We start from the raw sequence: 17,202 nt of genomic DNA, 5'->3' as shown, positions 1-17,202 counted from the left end.
CCCGCACACCTGTGTGAGACGGCATATCTGTGAGTAACGGAGGGACGACATGGCTCACGCGTCGGATTCATCTGGATCACGTTCCAGTGACGGCTTCACTCCCCACGGGTCTGTGCCGATCGTGAAATATCCGTTCCCCTCGGCCACGGTTACCATTTGGTGCGTCAACACTGCTCACCCGCGGGATGTCTTCGCCAATGATCCCGCCCCCGATCGCGGTTTTGGGCGGAAACTGCTTGCTCAGCTCAATCCGCAATGGCCCGTCACGCACATGGGTGACTTCCCGCTTAATCGGTCGACGTCGGCCGGCCATGGTGAGATCTATATCGGCGGGTTCGACGGTGTGGCCATTATTCAGTATGTGCCGGCATCGTTCCCCGGCTACGAGTTTGATGTGTCGCACCTGTCCGCGTTGCCCATGAAATTGATTGAGTCGATCCCCGCCTCCGATATCTACGCTTTCGCGGCCGACGACCACAGTCAGCTGGGCGGGTTTGCCCATTGGCACGAAGGCAAACTCGAGCGGTCGTTCTGTTCTAATCGGGTCTCGATTTTCGAGGACACGGGGCTGCCGGAGCCTTTTGAAACGCCGTTTTGGGCCGGAGAACGGTCACATGGTGCTCACCGCGGAATCGAGCTGCCTTTCCTCCCTGCGGAGTTGGCCATGGAGGCGCTCCATTCCTGGCTGGGTCTTTCCCTGACGTCAACGTCGATGGACGTTCCTGTCGCGGCTTTTGCCATCGACGGTCGCCCCGCGTCCCGACTACCTCTCGATCGTGCTTCGGGGTCTTCTTCCCGACGGGGGCACTCTGCTTTCCGACGACACGCTAACGCGGGCGACGGCACAACGTCCCCTGACAATCCGCACGCGCGACCTGCGGATGATGGGGAATGGATTGATGACGACTTCCCCGCTGATCACGATTCTGATTACGACGACTACGCCCACGTTCCGCCGTTTTCCGTACGTGAATGGGCCGACATTGACCGCTCTGATGTCTCCGCGTTTATGAAACGCGGTGCTGCTCGTGCTGGTCGTGCGGCTCTCCGGGGAGGGCGAGCGCTGGCGTCACTTCCTCACGCTGTGGGTGATCGCGTTCGTGCGCGGGCGCGGAAAACCGGGCGTCGGGAACCGCGCGACTAAGTCCGTCGTCGCTGGTGTGGTCACCCAAGCTCCACTATCGATGTCCGGGCGCGCTCATAAAATCCCATCGCTGCTGCCGTCGCCACATTCAACGAGTCCGTCCCCGGTGCCATCGGGATGCGAGCCCTCACATCGCTCGCCCGCATAGCGTGTTCGGTTAACCCCGGCCCTTCGGCCCCCACCATTAACGCCGCCCGCTGCGCACCATCCAGGGCCTCAGGCAACATGACCGCATCATCAGACGGCGTCAACGCCACACATCGATACCCCCGCTGCTGCAATTCCGACAATCCACGCTGCCATGTCGAGCGGTTGCCGTCGAAATACGCAAAGGGAACACGCAGCACATGGCCCATCGATACGCGCACAACACGCCGGTACAGCGGATCCGCGCAGCCAGCCCCAAAGAACACGGCATCCACGCCCAATCCCGCCGCGTTGCGGAACAAGGCGCCGATATTCTCATGGTCGCCCACGCCTTCCAGCACGGCGATCGTCCCGCTCACGGGAGGCTGGTCCGCGCGGTCCCGTCGGGCATCTAGTTCATCAAGAACATCACTGATCGACGGCACGTCCACGCGGTTCGCCGATGCCAACAAACCACGGTGCATATCAAAGCCCACAACCTCGGCCATGACCTCGCGGGATACACACCACACGGGGATACTAGCCTTCGCGATGGTCTCCGCGAGGTTAGCGTCGGCAAGAAGTGAATGAAGCTTAGCTTCGGTCCCCATGATGGCTCGCACGGGAAAACGCGAGCGGATCAAGCGGGGAACGACCAGGAGGCCCTCCGCGATCACTAAACCCTTCCCGCCAGGCATATCGGGGCGCTTATCTGAGTGATTGAGGTTTCGGAAATCGTCGAGCCTGGGATCCGACGGGTCGTGGATATAGACGGCATCACACTCGTTCATTGCCACCTCCGCTGAGTCACAGCCACTCATTTACCGCATCCCTCATCTAGCTCACGGCGTCCCGGATGGGATCGATGCCGAAGTACACAACGAACAAGATCGCCACAATCCACATCAACGGGTGAACTTTCCTTGCCCGCCCGGCTGCCGTTTCCATCACGGCGTAAGTAATGAAACCTATCCCAATACCGTTAGCAATGGAATACGTGAAAGGCATGACCACGATCGTTAAAAACGCCGGCAAGGCCGTCGTGAATTGTGAAAAATCAATTTCGCGAATTTGTCCCACCATCAAGGCACCCACGATAACCAGCACCGGAGCAGCTGCCTCTGTGGGAACAACCTCGTAGAGCGGGGTCAGGAACATGGCAACGAGGAATAAAACACCGGTCACGACATTTGCCATGCCTGTGCGGGCACCATCGGCAATACCTGCGGCAGAATCCACGAATACTGTGTTCGACGACGAGGAGACCGCGCCACCGACGATCGCGCCGGTGCCCTCCACAACCAGCGCCTGCTTCATATCCGGCAAAACGCCGGTCTCATCAACCAAACCGGCTTGCTTACCTAAACCAGTCATCGTCCCCATGGCGTCGAAGAAGTTGGCCAGGACAAGGGTGAACACCAACAGCGTGGCCGTCAGCACTCCCACCTCGGTGAACGCACCAACCAGGTCTACCTTGCCCACCAACGACAAATCCGGGGCACCCGCCCACGAATCGGGAATACCGGGGACCGCCAAGTTCCAGCCCTTGGGGTTGGGCTGGCCATTCTTCACCGACGCCCCGGAATGAGTGAGCGCCTCGACGATCATCGCGATAATCGTGTTCGCCACGATGCCGATAAACAGCCCGCCACGGACGTTGCGAGCCACGAGCACACCGCAAATCAACAAGCCCACCAGGAAAACGGCCGTCGGCCACGAAGCAATAGACCCGCCGATGCCGAGTTCAACAGGAACGGTGGTATGAGCGGAATCGGGAATGCGGCGGACGAAACCACCGTCGACAAAACCGATGATGGCAATAAAAAGACCGATGCCGACAGTCATTGCTGTCTTCATCGGTGCAGGGATAGCGTTGAAAACCGCGACACGGAACCCAGTGACGGCCAGTATCACGATGATGATGCCGTCGATAACAATGAGCCCCATCGCTTGCGGCCATGTGAGCCCTTCGGTCGACACCAAAGTGACCGCCACCAGCGTGTTAATGCCGAGGCCCGTCGCGATGCCAAAGGGATACCGGGCGATCAGGCCGAAGACGATGGTCATCACACCAGCGGCAAGAGCGGTGACGGCCGCAACTCGCGGAATGCCCAGCTCCGTCCCGGTGTGATCAGGGACGCTCCCCAGAATGAGCGGGTTCAGAAGCACGATGTACGCCATCGCGAAAAAGGTCACAACACCGGCACGAATTTCCGTGCTCAGGGTGGATCCTCGGTCAGAAATGTGGAAATAGTTGTCCAGCGCGGATCGTCTTTTCTTCTTTGACGACGGTGCCGTCGCCGTGTCCGTGGAGGAAGCATTATTGGACATCGGAACTCCTGCACAAGTGTGAAGCCGCACCGAGGAGCGCTTGGTACGGGTGAGATTTGGGACGGGTGGGGAGGAAAACCCCACAAGGGTAAGTTGGCACGTGTGAGCCCTAAATTCCAATTCCACTCGAAACCGCTGCAGGACGTCACCCTTCCCCGGCTGCCCCGTGCCCTCGAAGATCCGCGGCCCGCTCTCATCGTGGGAATCATCGTATGGGTGCTGGGTGCAGTGTTTTTTGGGCTCACTCGCGGGTGGACTGATCAGTTGGTGTGGACCAGCATTATCGGCGCCGTCACGGGTGTTTTAGGTTACGGGGTTTACATGTGGCAGCGGGAGGCTGTCCGCCGTGGAGCACAATGGGTTCAAGACGGTATCGATTAACCCTCATCACGATGCTCGTGGGCATCGTTCTCATTGCGGTGTGCGGACTGATCATTGTCGCGTCGTGGTCACAGCGCTCCCGTACCGACGGGGCTTCGCACGCACCATCCACTTCTTCTTTGGCCACTCGTGGGTCGGTTCCGACCCGGTCGATCACAGTTCTTGACACTCTCCCCTGGCCCAAGGACGCGTTTACCGAGGGATTAGATCGCCTTCCGCAGGGGCAGACACTGGTGAGTACTGGCCGCTACGGCATGTCGGAGGTTTATTTTCTCAACGACGACGGCCACACCGCTCATACTCACCACCTACCCCGGAAGTATTTCGGCGAAGGAATCGCGGCAACGCCGACCTCTGTGTGGCAGTTAACGTGGAAATCGGGCCACGCTATCCGACGCGACCGTCAGTCATTGGCAGAGGCAGGCTCGGCCCACTACGAGGGCGAGGGGTGGGGGCTGTGTTACGACGGCCATAGCCTTCTCATGAGCGACGGGAGCAATAAACTCACCCGGCGCGACCCTGACACGTTCGAGAAGCGTTCCTCGCTATCGGTGACATTGGATGGTCGGCCCGTCGGCAATATTAACGAATTAGACTGCGCTCACAACCGAATTGTGGCCAATGTGTGGCATAGCGAGGAACTCATCGTCATTGACCCCTCGAGCGGTCGTGTGACCAGCGTAATCGATGCGTCGGGATTGCCCCCGTCACGGGGCGCTACGGGTGAGAACGTGTTGAATGGCGTGGCCAGCGACCCGGCGGATCCTGCTGTTCTCTATGTGACTGGCAAGTTGTGGCCTCATTTGTATCGGGTTCGCGTCGACGGCTTGGACGGCTAGCGCTGGAGTAGACGTAGCTGCCCGTGGGCGCGGGCACCAACGTTTCGTGGATCCTGACTTACTGATTTGGCGGTTCCTGTGCATGTGCACATGCATGCCCATTCGACGATGGTGCAAGAATGGGTTCGTGAACAACCACGGAGAGCCGCCTACCCCTGGCGAGCTACACGAGCCACCGGCCAATGACACAACACCACGGCCGTCTCGTGTTCGACGCGTGTTATCAGCTCCCAGGCGCCTAGTCGCTAGTTGGATCGAGGCCGACGGCGCGAAGGCGTCGGGACTGTCGTCGCTGACGTATACGACCATCTGCAACTCTGGTGTCGACGCAGCACTCGCGGTTGCTCTGGCGGGCACGCTATTTTTCTCTGCGACGACGGGTGAGTCGCGTGAAGGCGTCGCACTATATTTGCTTGTTACCATCGCTCCCTTCGCAGTCATTGCTCCGCTGATTGGTCCTGCATTAGATCGCGTTTATACGGGACGTCGCTTTGCGTTATCACTGACGTTCGCTGTGCGCATCATATTGACGGTGTGGCTGCTCACGAATTTCCACTCGTGGGTCCTTTATCCCGCTGCGCTGGGCATGATGGTCATGAGCAAGTCGTTCGGTGTACTGAAGTCGTCGGTGACACCGCGTCTCATGCCACCGGATATTGATCTGGTTCGCACGAACGCACGGCTCACGATCTTGGGGCACATTGTGGGCTCGGGTGGAGTCGGAGCCATTGCGGCTGGGGTGTCTTTCTTGTTCGCGCCTCGTGAAGCGTTGTGGGTCATTATTGTCATTGCCCTCATGGGGTTGTATTCCTGCGTACTGATTCCGCGAAAAGCAGAATCGTCGCCCGACGAGTGGACCACCACGTCTCCCCTGACGATGACGGGTGCCGCTCCTGCCAAGACCACCACTGACGCTGCTGACGGGACAGCAACCGATACTGCACCACCAGACCAGTCAGCGTCACAGTCTTCACCGCATCGTTGGGCCGTCCGTCGACGCGTCACCCGTGCGGCCCAACAGCTTCATATCGTTCCTTTCCCCCACGACGCCAAGGCGTGTTTGTGGTCGGTCATGACCAGCCGGTCTGGCACTGGATTCCTCACGATTTTCGTCGCTTTTGCTGCCAAATCGACCCACGGGCTGAGTGCTTGGGAGCAGCTAGCAATGCTGGCCGTCGCGGGTGCTGCAGGAAGCGTCGGCACGTTCTCGGGGAATTTATTGGGCGCGAGGATCCCCCTCGGTGCACCACGAGTTACTGTGCTCACGATTGCAGCTATTGCGTGGGCGACGGTCATTTCCGCAGCCATCTGGCCTGGGTTGGTGTGGACGGCAGTCGCGACCTTCGCGTTATCGCTGTCTAGTTCACTGTGCAAAGTAAGCCTTGACGCAACCATCCAAGAAGGCCTCCCCGAAGAAGCGCGATCCAGTGCATTCGGTCGCAGCGAAACGTTCGGTCAACTCGCGTGGGTGTTCGGCGGAACGATGGGAATTGTTCTTCCACCGCAACTTGGTACAGGGTTTATCGCTCTGTCGATCATCATCGGCGTCGGCTATTTACGGACTCTTTTCCTCGCTGTCAAGGTCCCACATTTACGACGTCAGTAACGTCTCGCTATTGTGGACGCCATGACCGATCCGGGTTCGTCCTCCAGCTCAGAACCAGCACCTCAGGCCCCAGCCCGTCGTGGCCGTCGAAAGACAAAGGCAGAGCGACGTCGGGAACGACGCACCATGATCATCGTGGGATCTGTGATGGCTGTCATCGTGCTCGTCGCAATTGTCGGTGGAATTGCGTTCACGTATTGGGAACAACGACGCAATTCTGTGGATCCCACCACGGTCACGTTGTCTGTCACTGATTCCAAGGGGAAGAACGTCACTGCGGACCCCTATCAGGCCTGCGCCTTAGGTTCGACGGACTGCACGGAGAAATCGATGACAAAGATTTCTCTTCCCAAAGATGGGAAGGCCACTATCGACGTCCCCTCGACGGTTTCCGATACTCAATGGTCGTTGCTAACGATTTATGAGGACAATGCCAAGAATGACGAATCCGTTTACAAGGCGAAAGACAAAAAGTCGGTCACCATCGATGGAAGTAAAGATGGTTCCCGACTGAAAGTCGCAGAGGTTCATGCCGTTCTGTTGGGCGATAAATCTCACGGTTCTGATTCGTCTGATGACGAGGATGCCTACACCATGGTGTGGGCCATTTCCCCGGAGTAGCGCCTGGATAAGTGGCCGCTTGGAGAAATAGCCCGGCGCACGACCTGCGCTATGGCCGCGCTACGCCCCGGGCATAGCGATTGTTAAGCATCAAGTTCCCGGGCCACAGCGCGGAGGACCTCGGCCACCTGACGGCTTTCTTTCCGCCCTGGGTAGCGGCCCGCTTGAAGGCTCGGCTGAACATGTCCTTCTAAGAGCGTCATCAAGTCCTGGATCATGCTTTGCAGCTGATCTGGCTTGTACTTATGGGAAGGGCGACGCCGAGGCCGACCGGTCTCCTGAATATCCGTAATCCTGAGCACCTGCGGACCTTTCCGGCCTGCAGCAAACTCATACTCTATTTTCTGCCCCTGGTGTAGTTCTTCCACACCATCGGGCAATACTTGGGTGCCGACGAAGACGTCGTCATCGCCCGGGTTGGTGACGAACCCAAATCCCTTATCGGGATCAAACCATTTGACTCTTCCGATTGGCATGAGGGTTTTCCTTTCTCTGTATTTCATAAGCTGGGTATGTCGACATCTGACTCTGCAACCGTGTATCGGGTTAACCGTGTATCGGGTTAACCGTGTATCGAGTGGTGAGCTTGCGACTATCCCAGCGTGATGGGCGAAACTCCTTATTCTAAACGATCCACAACTTTTAGCCTATCCCGATGTTTCGTATGTAGGTTTTACGTTTTTACTCATCAATAAACGCGCAGCACTACCTGCCGCACACACGAATAATAGTGTTCTTAATCACATTTTAACGGCACTTTTCGTCAATAATTAGGTCAAAATATAGCTTTACGCTGCACTGTTACCCATGTTACTCGCTCCCGACCGACCCCAAGTCGCTACCGGAATGTGACCTTTTCGTAACCTTCATGTAGCGTAGCCGTCCAGTACGTCAAGAAGCGGTCCGCCAAGGACGCCGATTATCGCACAGAGAGGTTATACCCCTTTATGGGACAGCACTCCAAGAACACCAACCGTATTTCTACCGGCGCCAAGGTTGCCCTGTCGGGCTTGGCTATCACAGCTAGCGGCATTGCTGTCGCTCCGTCAGCGTCGGCAGCACCAGATTCCGATTGGGATCGTTTAGCTCAGTGCGAGTCTGGTGGCAACTGGGGCATCAACACTGGCAACGGCTTCCAGGGTGGTCTGCAGTTCGCGCCGTCCACCTGGTCTGCATACGGCGGAACCGAATACGCTGCTACCGCTAACCAGGCAACCCGTGAGCAGCAGATCACGGTCGGCGAGCGTGTCCTCGCTGAGCAGGGCTGGAACGCGTGGCCGGCTTGCTCCGCGCAGCTCGGCTTGAGCAGTGCCCCTTCTCAGCGCGATAACGCCTACGCCAACGGCGCTCAGGCTGCCGTTCAGCCAGCAGCCGCTCCTGTTGAAGAGACTGCACCTGCCGATAACGCTGCCCCCGCAGCTCAGACTCCTGCCGACGTAGCCGACGAGGCTCCGACCCCGCAGAAGGCTGTGACGGACCTGGCCGCGACGCAGAGCATCGCTAGCTTGGACCAAATCTTCGACACCATCCAGGCTGCCTTCAACAAAGCTGGCATTCCGATGCCTGCCGTGATCACGGATTACTACCACGCTCATCACGACGAGCTCGTTGGTGCCTACAACCAGGCCATTGGTGCAGCTGTGAACGGTTACGCCGAGGCCACTGCCCAGGCTACGAAGATTTACGACGCGGTGGAGAAGAACTTCCACTCGTCACGCAGCGCTGCATAAGTAACGCGCTTTATATCGAGCACCCCTCGGGATACACCATCATTGGCGGGTATCTCCCGAGGGGTTCGTTTTATGTAGCGGTCTATAGGGCCCGGCATAAGGCACGCTGGAACTAAGGACGTTGGCACGCAATAGCGCACAGCTCAGGCACGCTCGAGCAACGCTAGAGCACTCAGCCGCGCAGTTAGCCAGCAATTAGCGCTTAAAAGGCCTGTTCACAGGGGTGTACGGGTGAACGTAGTTAAGCTCGCTGGAATCGACAGGGAACTTCGTGTCCTCACCGTAGGGGCTCGTCGCGCCCGGCACGTGGGAGACCACCTCTGTCACGGGGTGCTCGCCCTCCTCTAAATGCTGAGGCCAACCTGGATCAACATATTGTTCTTTATCTTTCGCCATGGCTCCATCTTTTCAGATCAGTACGTATTAGTCACCCTACTAAGAACGATTGCCCCCCGGTTAGAATGGGGGTTTATGTCTTCTCCCGGTTCCGTTCCCGATCGCTTGTCTGAGTGGCTCGCACAGATTAGCGACGATCAACTCTCGCTGATTCTTCGCGAGCGCCTGGAGAATCTCTTCCCTATGCCCGTCGGCAGTGGCCAACTAGCTGCGCGACTGACCAGCCCATTTACGGTCACACAGACTGTCGAAGCCCTCGATATGCTGTCGTCGGCCTGCCTTGAGGTCATGGCCGATCTGACAGATCACGGCCGGAACTGCGGGCCACTCACCGTGTCGGATCTCTACGATCGTCTCACGTCGTCATTAGCCGAGGTCGGTGTCGATGAATCATCCATGCCGACGGAACAGCATGTTCTCTCCGCGTTGGAATACTTGTCGGAACACGGGCTTGTCTGGGGCCTCCCCTTTCCCGATACCGCGGATCACGCCACAGTGGAGTCACAATTCCGGGTGGTACCCGAGGCGGTACGGTCGCTGACCTCGCAAATTTCGTTCATCGAACCCCCCTTGCCAACTGGTGAGGACTGGACCACACTGCTAGACACGGTGACTCCCCAAGAACGCCGTGTGCTGCAGCGGCTCCACGACGCAGGAGGCCGAGGAGTCCATTCCCCCGCGAAGAACTCAGATCCGTCTGCCCCCGTCCCCCACCTCATTTCACTCGGTTTGCTGGAGGTGTACGACACCGCTCAATCGGCCGGGCGTCCCTCGTCGGCACGCAAAGGCCGCACACCAAGCGGCGCGAACTCATCCACCCAGCAACCACCGGCCGACGTTTACGTCCGTCTTCCTCTCCGCGTCCATAACTACCTCGCGGGACGCCACGACAATTTCGTGCCGACATCCCTCCGCCCGCCGGAAGGTTTTCATTTCCCGCCGACGCCCGTTCCGATGAAGCAGACGCCCGAGGACATTATCGGTACCGTCTCCCCCGCCCGCGCGCAGTTGTCGTCGGCAGCCGCGGCGGAAGTGTCCCTGACCTTGTTCCATATGCGGGAGCTTTTGCGGTTCGCCGCGCAAACACCGTTTAAGGCGCTGCGTAATTCGGAGATCGGTGTCCGGGAATTGCGGCGTGCGGAAAAAGAATTGTCGGATATCGGGCTCACCCGCACGAGGCTCATTACCCTCCTTGAGCTGGCCCGTGGCCTCGGCTTTCTCGACTGGGGCGATCCGGAATCTCTCTATGATGAGGCGGATTATGGGTGGTGGGGCCCGACGCGCCTGGCCGAAGAGTGGATCCATGCCGATGCCGGCACGCAGTGGGCGCTGCTGGCGATGGGATGGTTTGGTTCCCTAGCACAGACGTGGGTCGTCGGCAAGGATGAGGACGGCAAGAACACCAATGTCTTCGATGAGGAGACGGTGTCACCGGGTGCTCTTGTTCTGCGTCGGCACCTCTTGTCCGCGGCGCAAGGTTTTGATCCTTCCGCAACCGGGAAAACGGAGGATGTGTACTCGGCGTACGGGTACATGTATCCGCAGCATGTGGTTTATATGGATCCGCGGGCTGTTCCCAATATGGTGACCAATGCGGAGGCATTCGGGCTTATCTCTGGGCGAGCAACCACCGGAGTCACAGACATTCTTCTCCCCCTGTTCCGCGACATTCCCCCAGATCGCGAGACACATTCCACGCCGATGGCCGATTACGTGTTACGCCTGTCGCGCACCTACGCTCCTCAGCCGACGGCCCAGCCAGCGTCGGTGGGGAGCGATTCGGCGGAGAGCAATAACGACACCGGTAGCTCTCAGCCGGACTCAGCAAATTCGTCGACAGCAGATTTGTCGCTCTACGACGCGTATGTCGTCGCTCTTATCCGGCACTGCCAGACTTCGTTTCCTGCGCCGTCGTCGACGCTCATTGCTCAAGGCGATATGACCGTTCTGGCCCCTAGCCCTCTTGATGACACGACAACGAGCATGATGGATCGTATTGCCGACGTGGAAAGCCCCGGGCTGGCAACGCTGTACAGAGTGTCGGAGGACAGTCTCCGCCGCGGGATGGCGTCGGGTCTCACGCCTGAGGATATTTCGTCGTTCCTGTCACTTCGGGTGCTCAATGGTGTTCCCCAGGGCCTCACTTTCCTCATTAACGACGTGGGCCGCTTCTATGGATCGGTGCGCGGTGGCGAGGCTTCATGTTATCTGCGCATCGATGATCCGCAGGTCGTCGACGATGTACTGGCTTCTCCCGCGGCGTCGTCGGCAGGTTTACGAAAGATCGCGCCGACGGTGTTGGTGGGGTCTGTGCCGCTGGCAACGGCGCTGAGGGATGTGGCTGCCGAGGGGTTCCAGGTTGTCCAGGAAGATGCCGGCGGCATGGCGGTACAGTCGGATTCGGTTGCCCGTTTTGATAGCCACTTCGATCTCTCACTAGCGGATGAGTCCGAGATGCTGACTCGGTATTCGGTGAACGTGACGCCTACTCCGGAGGGCGGCATTGCTGGTGCGATTGCCGCGGTTCGGCGGGAGGATGCCGATGACGTCGAGGGCCGGGTTCTCACTCACCCGCAGGATTGGGTTCCGCAGCTTTCTCATTATGCGCGGTCGGGAATGCAGGTCATTGTGACGTACGTTGAGAAGAATGGCGCAACTAAGCGATACCGCATGGAGCCGTTAACTGTGACATCGGGCTATTTTGATGGGTTCGACGTTCATTCGTCGGAAGTTCGACGTATTGTGTTCCACCATGTCACAAGCATTACGCTCCTGGACCACTGAGCGCAGGCATGGAGCGCTAATCACAGTGATGAGCCGGTGAACACGGCTCCTGGACCGGTGAGAACGAAAGGAAAGGGTTTGTATGGCGCAGGGCACTAACGCCTTCGATGGGCCTCTTATTGTTCAATCAGATAAGACAGTTCTGCTTGAAATTGATCATCCGAAGGCCGAGGAGGCCCGTGCTGCTTTGGCCCCGTTTGCTGAGCTTGAGCGAGCACCTGAGCACATCCACACGTACCGGATTACGCCGCTGGCGTTGTGGAATGCGCGCGCTGCCGGGCATGATGCTGAGCAGGTCGTCGACGTGCTGGAGAATTATTCTCGCTTCCCTGTTCCGCAGCCGCTGCTGGTGGATATCGCCGACACGATGGGCCGCTATGGCCGCCTGACGTTACACAAGGATCCGATCCACGGGCTGGTTCTGCACGCCACGGATAAGGCCGTGCTGGCGGAGGTCATTCGCCACAAGAAGATCAAGCCCATGTTGGGGTCTGCCATTGCGGATGATGCGTGGACTGTCCACCCCTCCGAGCGCGGGCGCCTCAAGCAGGAATTGCTGAAGGTCGGGTGGCCTGCCGATGACCAGGCAGGTTACGTCGACGGTGAGGCTCATGCTATTTCCTTGTCGACGGAGAACGTGGACTGGCGGCTTCGCGATTATCAAAAACTCGCGGCGGATTCGTTTTGGGATGGCGGGTCCGGTGTCGTCGTTTTGCCCTGTGGGGCTGGTAAAACGATGGTCGGTGCTGCTGCCATGGCGAAGTCCAAGACGACGACGCTGATCCTGGTGACGAATACCGTATCGGGGCGCCAGTGGCGGGACGAGCTGATTCGGCGCACCACCCTCACCGAGGATGAGATCGGCGAATACTCCGGCGAAAAGAAGGAAATCCGCCCGGTGACGATTGCCACGTACCAGGTCGTGACCCGCAAGACTCGCGGTGAGTATCGCGCGTTAGAGCTTTTTGATTCGCGCGATTGGGGCCTCATTATTTACGACGAGGTTCACCTGCTGCCTGCCCCGGTGTTTCGTTTGACCTCTGATCTGCAGTCTCGTCGTCGTTTAGGTTTGACGGCGACGCTGGTGCGTGAGGATGGCCGTGAGGGCGATGTGTTCAGCTTGATTGGGCCCAAGCGCTATGACGCGCCATGGAAGGATATCGAGGCCCAGGGCTGGATTGCGCCGGCGGAGTGTATTGAGGTGCGGTCCATGATGACCGAGTCCGAGCGCATGGTGTACGCCACCGCGGAAAAGTCGGACAAGTATCGGTTGTCGGCGTGCTCGGGGACGAAGATCCGCGTGGTTCGAAAGATCATGGCCCAGCACCCCAACGAACCGACGTTGATCATTGGCGCATACATAGACCAGTTGGAGGAGCTGAGCGAGAAGCTGAACGCTCCCCTCATCGACGGCAAAACGCGGAATAAGAAGCGCGAAGAGCTCTTCGAACAGTTCCGATCTGGAGAGATTTCGACGCTCGTCGTCAGTAAAGTCGCGAACTTCTCTATTGATTTACCTGAGGCGTCATTGGCGATTCAGGTGTCCGGGACGTTCGGTTCGCGGCAGGAGGAAGCGCAGCGTTTGGGTCGTTTGATGCGCCCCAAACGCGACGGCGGGAGTGCGCATTTCTACACAGTGGTGTCGCGCGATACGATCGACGCCGAGTATGCGGCCCATCGTCAGCGTTTCCTGGCTGAGCAGGGGTACGCGTACCGGATTGTGAACTCGGCGGATTTACCGGACCTTGAGGATGACTAACACCATGAGCACTTTTCAGTTCACCGTGGACGAGGCTTTTAACCGCCAACATAACGAGTTCGTGCGAGATTCTCGCCGGCTCCAAGTGAGTGCCGGCGTGCTCGGTGGGATCCTCGTTATCGCAGCTGTCCTCATCTTTATTTTTGCGGGTCACGACGGTGCCTTCGTATTGTTCGCCATAGTTCTGGGGCTCTTCGGGTTGTTCAGCCTGGTGATGGTTCAGGTCATTCCCCGCATGGTGGGATCCGGCCAGTCGCTTTACGACCGGTATGAGCTGGCACCGGCGATGGTTGCCCGGGTGAATCCCCACGACGTTGAGATCATGGCGTTGGTGAATACCTCAGTGAATGCGGATGATGAGCCACGGTGGGCCCTGTCCGCGCGGACGGTGGCACGGATTCCGGGTACGGTGCGCGAGGTCGGCGAGCGTATTCCGTCGGTAGCGGTCACGGCGACGAGGTCAGTCCAGCATAAGGATCGGTGGGATGAGATTAATCCCATGCCGATTGGGTGGGCGACGAAAAACCAGAACGTTGTGCGTGATGCTGAGGCTGCTATTGCACCTCAACAGTGGAAAATGCTGGCCGATAACCTTGATCGCATTGAAGACGTCATGAGTGCGAAGCGGAATCTCTTGCCGCTTTAGCTTGCGCCTTTGGGCAACAAGCCCTTGGTGACAAACCTCAGTGAAGAGATCCTTAGCGAACAGATCCGCCCTGGAGGAAGTTGGCGGCTTCCTGGGCGCGCTCTCTTTGTACCGCCGGAGTAGCCAACACGTGGTAGCCGAGGTGCTCAGTCACTGTTGTGGTTGCTCCCAGCTCCTCAAGGTTATGAGCAATCCCTTCTGCATCGACGGCGATGGCGTCACGCGTGGCTTTCTGAACAAGAACTTTGGCCTGGCTGAAATCGTGGTTCCGCCACGTCTCGTTCTCTGGGCTGGTCTGGAATAGCCGAGGGTACTGCAGAACAATCTGCTCGCTGTTCCACCTGGCTGCGAGCTCCAGCCCAGCCGATGTACCGCTGCCGAAGGCCACAATGTCGTAACCTCGGGCCTCTTCGTGCGTAGCAGTGGTGCTGTCTGATTCGTGTGTATCGCTCGGGATATTGCTGAGCACGTCCTCCGCCGCGTCGACTGCGGCAAGCGCATCACGAATGATTCCTTCTGTTCCCTCGGCGTGATCGCTGTATACAGCATTTCCTTGCGCATCGTCGGAAAGACGCCGTCGTATGAGGGGAAGCTGATAGTCGACGTCGACAATTGTTGTGCCAGAGAGTTCTGCGATCGCGGCTATGGTTGGCCGCCAGAAAATCTCGAGTTCCTGCCCTGATCCGTGCCACCCCGGGCCACCATGTAGTGATACTGCTACCCGCCCTGTGGGGGTTGAGGGGACGAAGACTGCAGTGTTGCCATTGACGGTGTGCATGTCCGGCCCGCTCGACGTGAATGTGACTCCCGGGATCGAGTGGTCGAGGCCCACCCCTAAAACGAGCTGCGAGGTATGTGTCACGATGTCATTTAACCGTCCGACCGCCTGCTCGGCGTCCTCTTGTAGCTGGCGTTGTTGTCCCGGTGCTTCTTGCTCGCGCTCGACGGAGAAATCCCCGGGCGAGGAAATAATGTCCCACACCTCTTTGTAGTGGACCGAGATAAAGCTCGCGATCTGATCAAGCTGTTGTTCAGGAGTGAGGATGGGGTTCCCCGCGAGCACATCCTCGGACCGACCCACCCCGGTGTTACCCGCAGAAGAACCGGCCGAGCTCGACATACCGGCAGAGGTGCCGGCCGATGCGGAAGACGATGCACTAGTTGGGGACGCAGAAGACGATGAAGATCCAGAGGTGGGTTTGTTGGTCATGTGGCTATTTTATATACCGCCTAGTTCATACGGCCGCCGTGTTTACAGAGCCGTCGTGTTTGCCCGGAGCCCCGGCCACTCATGACCAGCCCGGTCTGCGGTGTCATCCGCGATGGTGTTTACAATGGCTCCATGACTGGACAGAGCGGTTCACTTTTATCTTCACCGATCGTGTCGCGCCTCCGCGACATCCCTGAGACGATCTTTTCACGCATCACCCGGTTAGCAGTAGAAAACAACGCCATTAACCTGGGCCAGGGTTTTCCGGACAGCGACGGCCCACGAAGGATGCTGGAGATCGCCTCTGAGCAGATTTTGTCGGGCAATAACCAATACGCTCCAGGGCGTGGTGTGCCGGAGCTACGCAAAGCGATATCTGCGAATCGCGAGCAGAGCTACGGCCAAGTCTTTGATCCGGATACCGAGGTTGTCGTGACCGTCGGAGCTACGGAAGGTATCGCAGCGTCCATTTTGGCGTTGGTCGAGCCCGGCTCTGAAGTGGTCCTTATCGAACCTTATTACGACGCTTATGCAGCTGCAGTGAGGTTGGCGGGTGGCCATCATGTAGCGGTCCCGCTGCTTCCAACGACTGACGAGCAGGGTACTCCGCGCTGGACATTAGACGTTGAAGCGCTCCGCCGCACCGTGTCGGATAAGACGAGGATGATTGTTGTCAACACTCCTCACAATCCGACAGGGCACGTGTTTACGACTGACGAGATCTTGGCGATCAGTGAAGTTGCTGAAGCCCACGATTGTCTTGTTCTTTCCGACGAGGTCTATGAGCACCTGGTGTTTAGTGGAGCGCGCCACGTTCCCGTGGCCTCCGTGGGAAGTTTGCGCGAGCGCACTGTGACCGTTTCGTCGACGGCGAAGTCCTTTAATGCGACGGGCTGGAAGACGGGGTGGGTTATGGGACCTGCTCCGCTCGTTGATGCGGCGATCACAGCGAAGCAATATATGTCTTTTGTGGGGGCGACACCGTTTCAACCGGCAGTGGCGTACGCGTTACGTGAGGAAGCTGATTGGGTCGAAGGACTGAGCCAGCGGTTGGAAAGCAACTATAAGAAGATCGCAAAGGTGTGTAGGGATATCGGCATGACCGTGTACCCCAGTGACGGGTCATATTTCGTAGTTACCGACATCTCAACGTGCGAAGCAACGAAGAACATGACCGCTGATGATTTCTGTCTTGCTCTTCCGAAGGATGCTGGCGTTGCAGCTATTCCGGTTAGTGCGTTCGTTGACGATGAGGAACAGTATCGAACCCTGGTTCGGTGGGCTTTTTGTAAGAAGGCGAATGTCATTGACGATGCCGTCGATAAGTTGACCGCGTGGGCAAAAGGAAAATAGTACCGACGCGGACGCAAGAGCAGTTGACGCTGGTGTGGGGCTTGTTTAGCCCGACCCGAGTACCGGGCTCCCCCCGCGTCGAGCCGAACCGGGTTGACTACTAAATACATAAAATGCTTCACCCGTTTTTCGGGTGTGCGCATACATAAAAATGTGTGTGGTGCGGGCCCAACCCCGCCCGGGGTTTCGGCTCACACCACACACAAACACCACATATTCTATTGTTCCAACGTTACGGTTGGCGGCGACCTACTCTCCCACACCCTCCCAGGTGCA

At 58.3% G+C, this 17,202-nt stretch carries 15 protein-coding genes; 10 read left to right on the top strand and 5 right to left on the bottom strand.

The window, feature by feature from the left end; genetic code table 11:
* The first annotated feature begins 49 nt into the window (after window positions 1-49).
* Window positions 50-1,144 carry a DUF6928 family protein gene (locus KCQ76_RS06590; RefSeq protein ID WP_052722374.1) on the top strand — a complete coding sequence of 365 codons (1,095 nt, stop codon included), beginning with the start codon at window positions 50-52 and terminating at the stop codon, window positions 1,142-1,144.
* Window positions 1,145-1,164: 20 nt separating this feature from the next.
* Here KCQ76_RS06590 and KCQ76_RS06585 read toward each other — a convergent pair whose 3' ends face one another.
* Together KCQ76_RS06585 and KCQ76_RS06580 are read right to left on the bottom strand one after the other, a co-directional pair.
* Window positions 1,165-2,061, bottom strand: a complete 897-nt coding sequence (locus KCQ76_RS06585) for a TrmH family RNA methyltransferase (protein ID WP_046203456.1) — start codon at window positions 2,059-2,061, stop codon at window positions 1,165-1,167.
* Between the two features lie 46 nt (window positions 2,062-2,107).
* The gene (locus KCQ76_RS06580; RefSeq protein ID WP_046203457.1) at window positions 2,108-3,601 is read right to left on the bottom strand and encodes an NCS2 family permease; all 1,494 of its coding nucleotides are present in this window, start codon (window positions 3,599-3,601) and stop codon (window positions 2,108-2,110) included.
* A gap of 102 nt (window positions 3,602-3,703) precedes the next feature.
* Here KCQ76_RS06580 and KCQ76_RS06575 point away from each other — a divergent pair, with 102 nt between their 5' ends.
* The 4 genes from KCQ76_RS06575 to KCQ76_RS06560 all read left to right on the top strand — a co-directional run bounded on the left by KCQ76_RS06575 (window position 3,704) and on the right by KCQ76_RS06560 (window position 7,048).
* Window positions 3,704-3,982: a DUF2530 domain-containing protein gene (locus KCQ76_RS06575; RefSeq protein WP_046203489.1), complete on the top strand. Its 279-nt coding sequence runs from the start codon at window positions 3,704-3,706 to the stop codon at window positions 3,980-3,982.
* On the top strand, window positions 3,958-4,821 hold the full coding sequence (locus KCQ76_RS06570; RefSeq protein WP_082089921.1) for a glutaminyl-peptide cyclotransferase: 864 nt from the start codon (window positions 3,958-3,960) through the stop codon (window positions 4,819-4,821). The genes KCQ76_RS06575 and KCQ76_RS06570 overlap by 25 nt, the downstream gene beginning before the upstream one ends.
* A gap of 127 nt (window positions 4,822-4,948) precedes the next feature.
* Window positions 4,949-6,427 carry an MFS transporter gene (locus KCQ76_RS06565; protein WP_231725367.1) on the top strand — a complete coding sequence of 493 codons (1,479 nt, stop codon included), beginning with the start codon at window positions 4,949-4,951 and terminating at the stop codon, window positions 6,425-6,427.
* Between the two features lie 21 nt (window positions 6,428-6,448).
* Window positions 6,449-7,048, top strand: a complete 600-nt coding sequence (locus tag KCQ76_RS06560) for a DUF2771 family protein (RefSeq protein WP_082090338.1) — start codon at window positions 6,449-6,451, stop codon at window positions 7,046-7,048.
* Window positions 7,049-7,131: 83 nt separating this feature from the next.
* On the opposite strand, the gene KCQ76_RS06555 is transcribed toward KCQ76_RS06560, so the two are convergent.
* The gene (locus tag KCQ76_RS06555) at window positions 7,132-7,524 is read right to left on the bottom strand and encodes a cold-shock protein (protein WP_012731099.1); all 393 of its coding nucleotides are present in this window, start codon (window positions 7,522-7,524) and stop codon (window positions 7,132-7,134) included.
* A gap of 471 nt (window positions 7,525-7,995) precedes the next feature.
* On the opposite strand from KCQ76_RS06555, the gene KCQ76_RS06550 reads away from it, so the two are divergent.
* Entirely contained in the window at window positions 7,996-8,778 is a 783-nt protein-coding gene (locus tag KCQ76_RS06550; RefSeq protein WP_046203458.1) for a resuscitation-promoting factor Rpf1 domain-containing protein, read from the top strand.
* A gap of 195 nt (window positions 8,779-8,973) precedes the next feature.
* Here the strand turns inward: KCQ76_RS06550 and KCQ76_RS06545 are convergent, their stop codons facing one another.
* Window positions 8,974-9,174, bottom strand: coding sequence for a hypothetical protein (locus KCQ76_RS06545; protein ID WP_041628746.1), 201 nt, complete (start codon window positions 9,172-9,174; stop codon window positions 8,974-8,976).
* Between the two features lie 75 nt (window positions 9,175-9,249).
* Between KCQ76_RS06545 and KCQ76_RS06540 the strand changes: the two genes are divergently transcribed.
* The 3 genes from KCQ76_RS06540 to KCQ76_RS06530 all read left to right on the top strand — a co-directional run bounded on the left by KCQ76_RS06540 (window position 9,250) and on the right by KCQ76_RS06530 (window position 14,363).
* Entirely contained in the window at window positions 9,250-11,958 is a 2,709-nt protein-coding gene (locus tag KCQ76_RS06540; protein WP_046203459.1) for a helicase-associated domain-containing protein, read from the top strand.
* Between the two features lie 82 nt (window positions 11,959-12,040).
* Complete coding sequence (locus tag KCQ76_RS06535) at window positions 12,041-13,717, top strand: DNA repair helicase XPB (protein WP_046203460.1); 1,677 nt, start codon at window positions 12,041-12,043, stop codon at window positions 13,715-13,717.
* A gap of 4 nt (window positions 13,718-13,721) precedes the next feature.
* Complete coding sequence (locus KCQ76_RS06530; RefSeq protein WP_046203461.1) at window positions 13,722-14,363, top strand: DUF3239 domain-containing protein; 642 nt, start codon at window positions 13,722-13,724, stop codon at window positions 14,361-14,363.
* Window positions 14,364-14,415: 52 nt separating this feature from the next.
* Here the strand turns inward: KCQ76_RS06530 and KCQ76_RS06525 are convergent, their stop codons facing one another.
* Entirely contained in the window at window positions 14,416-15,573 is a 1,158-nt protein-coding gene (locus tag KCQ76_RS06525; protein WP_046203462.1) for a hypothetical protein, read from the bottom strand.
* A gap of 132 nt (window positions 15,574-15,705) precedes the next feature.
* Between KCQ76_RS06525 and KCQ76_RS06520 the strand changes: the two genes are divergently transcribed.
* The gene (locus KCQ76_RS06520; RefSeq protein ID WP_046203493.1) at window positions 15,706-16,926 is read left to right on the top strand and encodes an aminotransferase class I/II-fold pyridoxal phosphate-dependent enzyme; all 1,221 of its coding nucleotides are present in this window, start codon (window positions 15,706-15,708) and stop codon (window positions 16,924-16,926) included.
* Window positions 16,927-17,202: the final 276 nt, after the last annotated feature.

It is taken from the genome of Corynebacterium parakroppenstedtii, from assembly GCF_019754935.1.
GTDB lineage: Bacteria > Actinomycetota > Actinomycetes > Mycobacteriales > Mycobacteriaceae > Corynebacterium > Corynebacterium parakroppenstedtii.
This window is presented reverse-complemented; position numbering and strand designations above follow the sequence as displayed.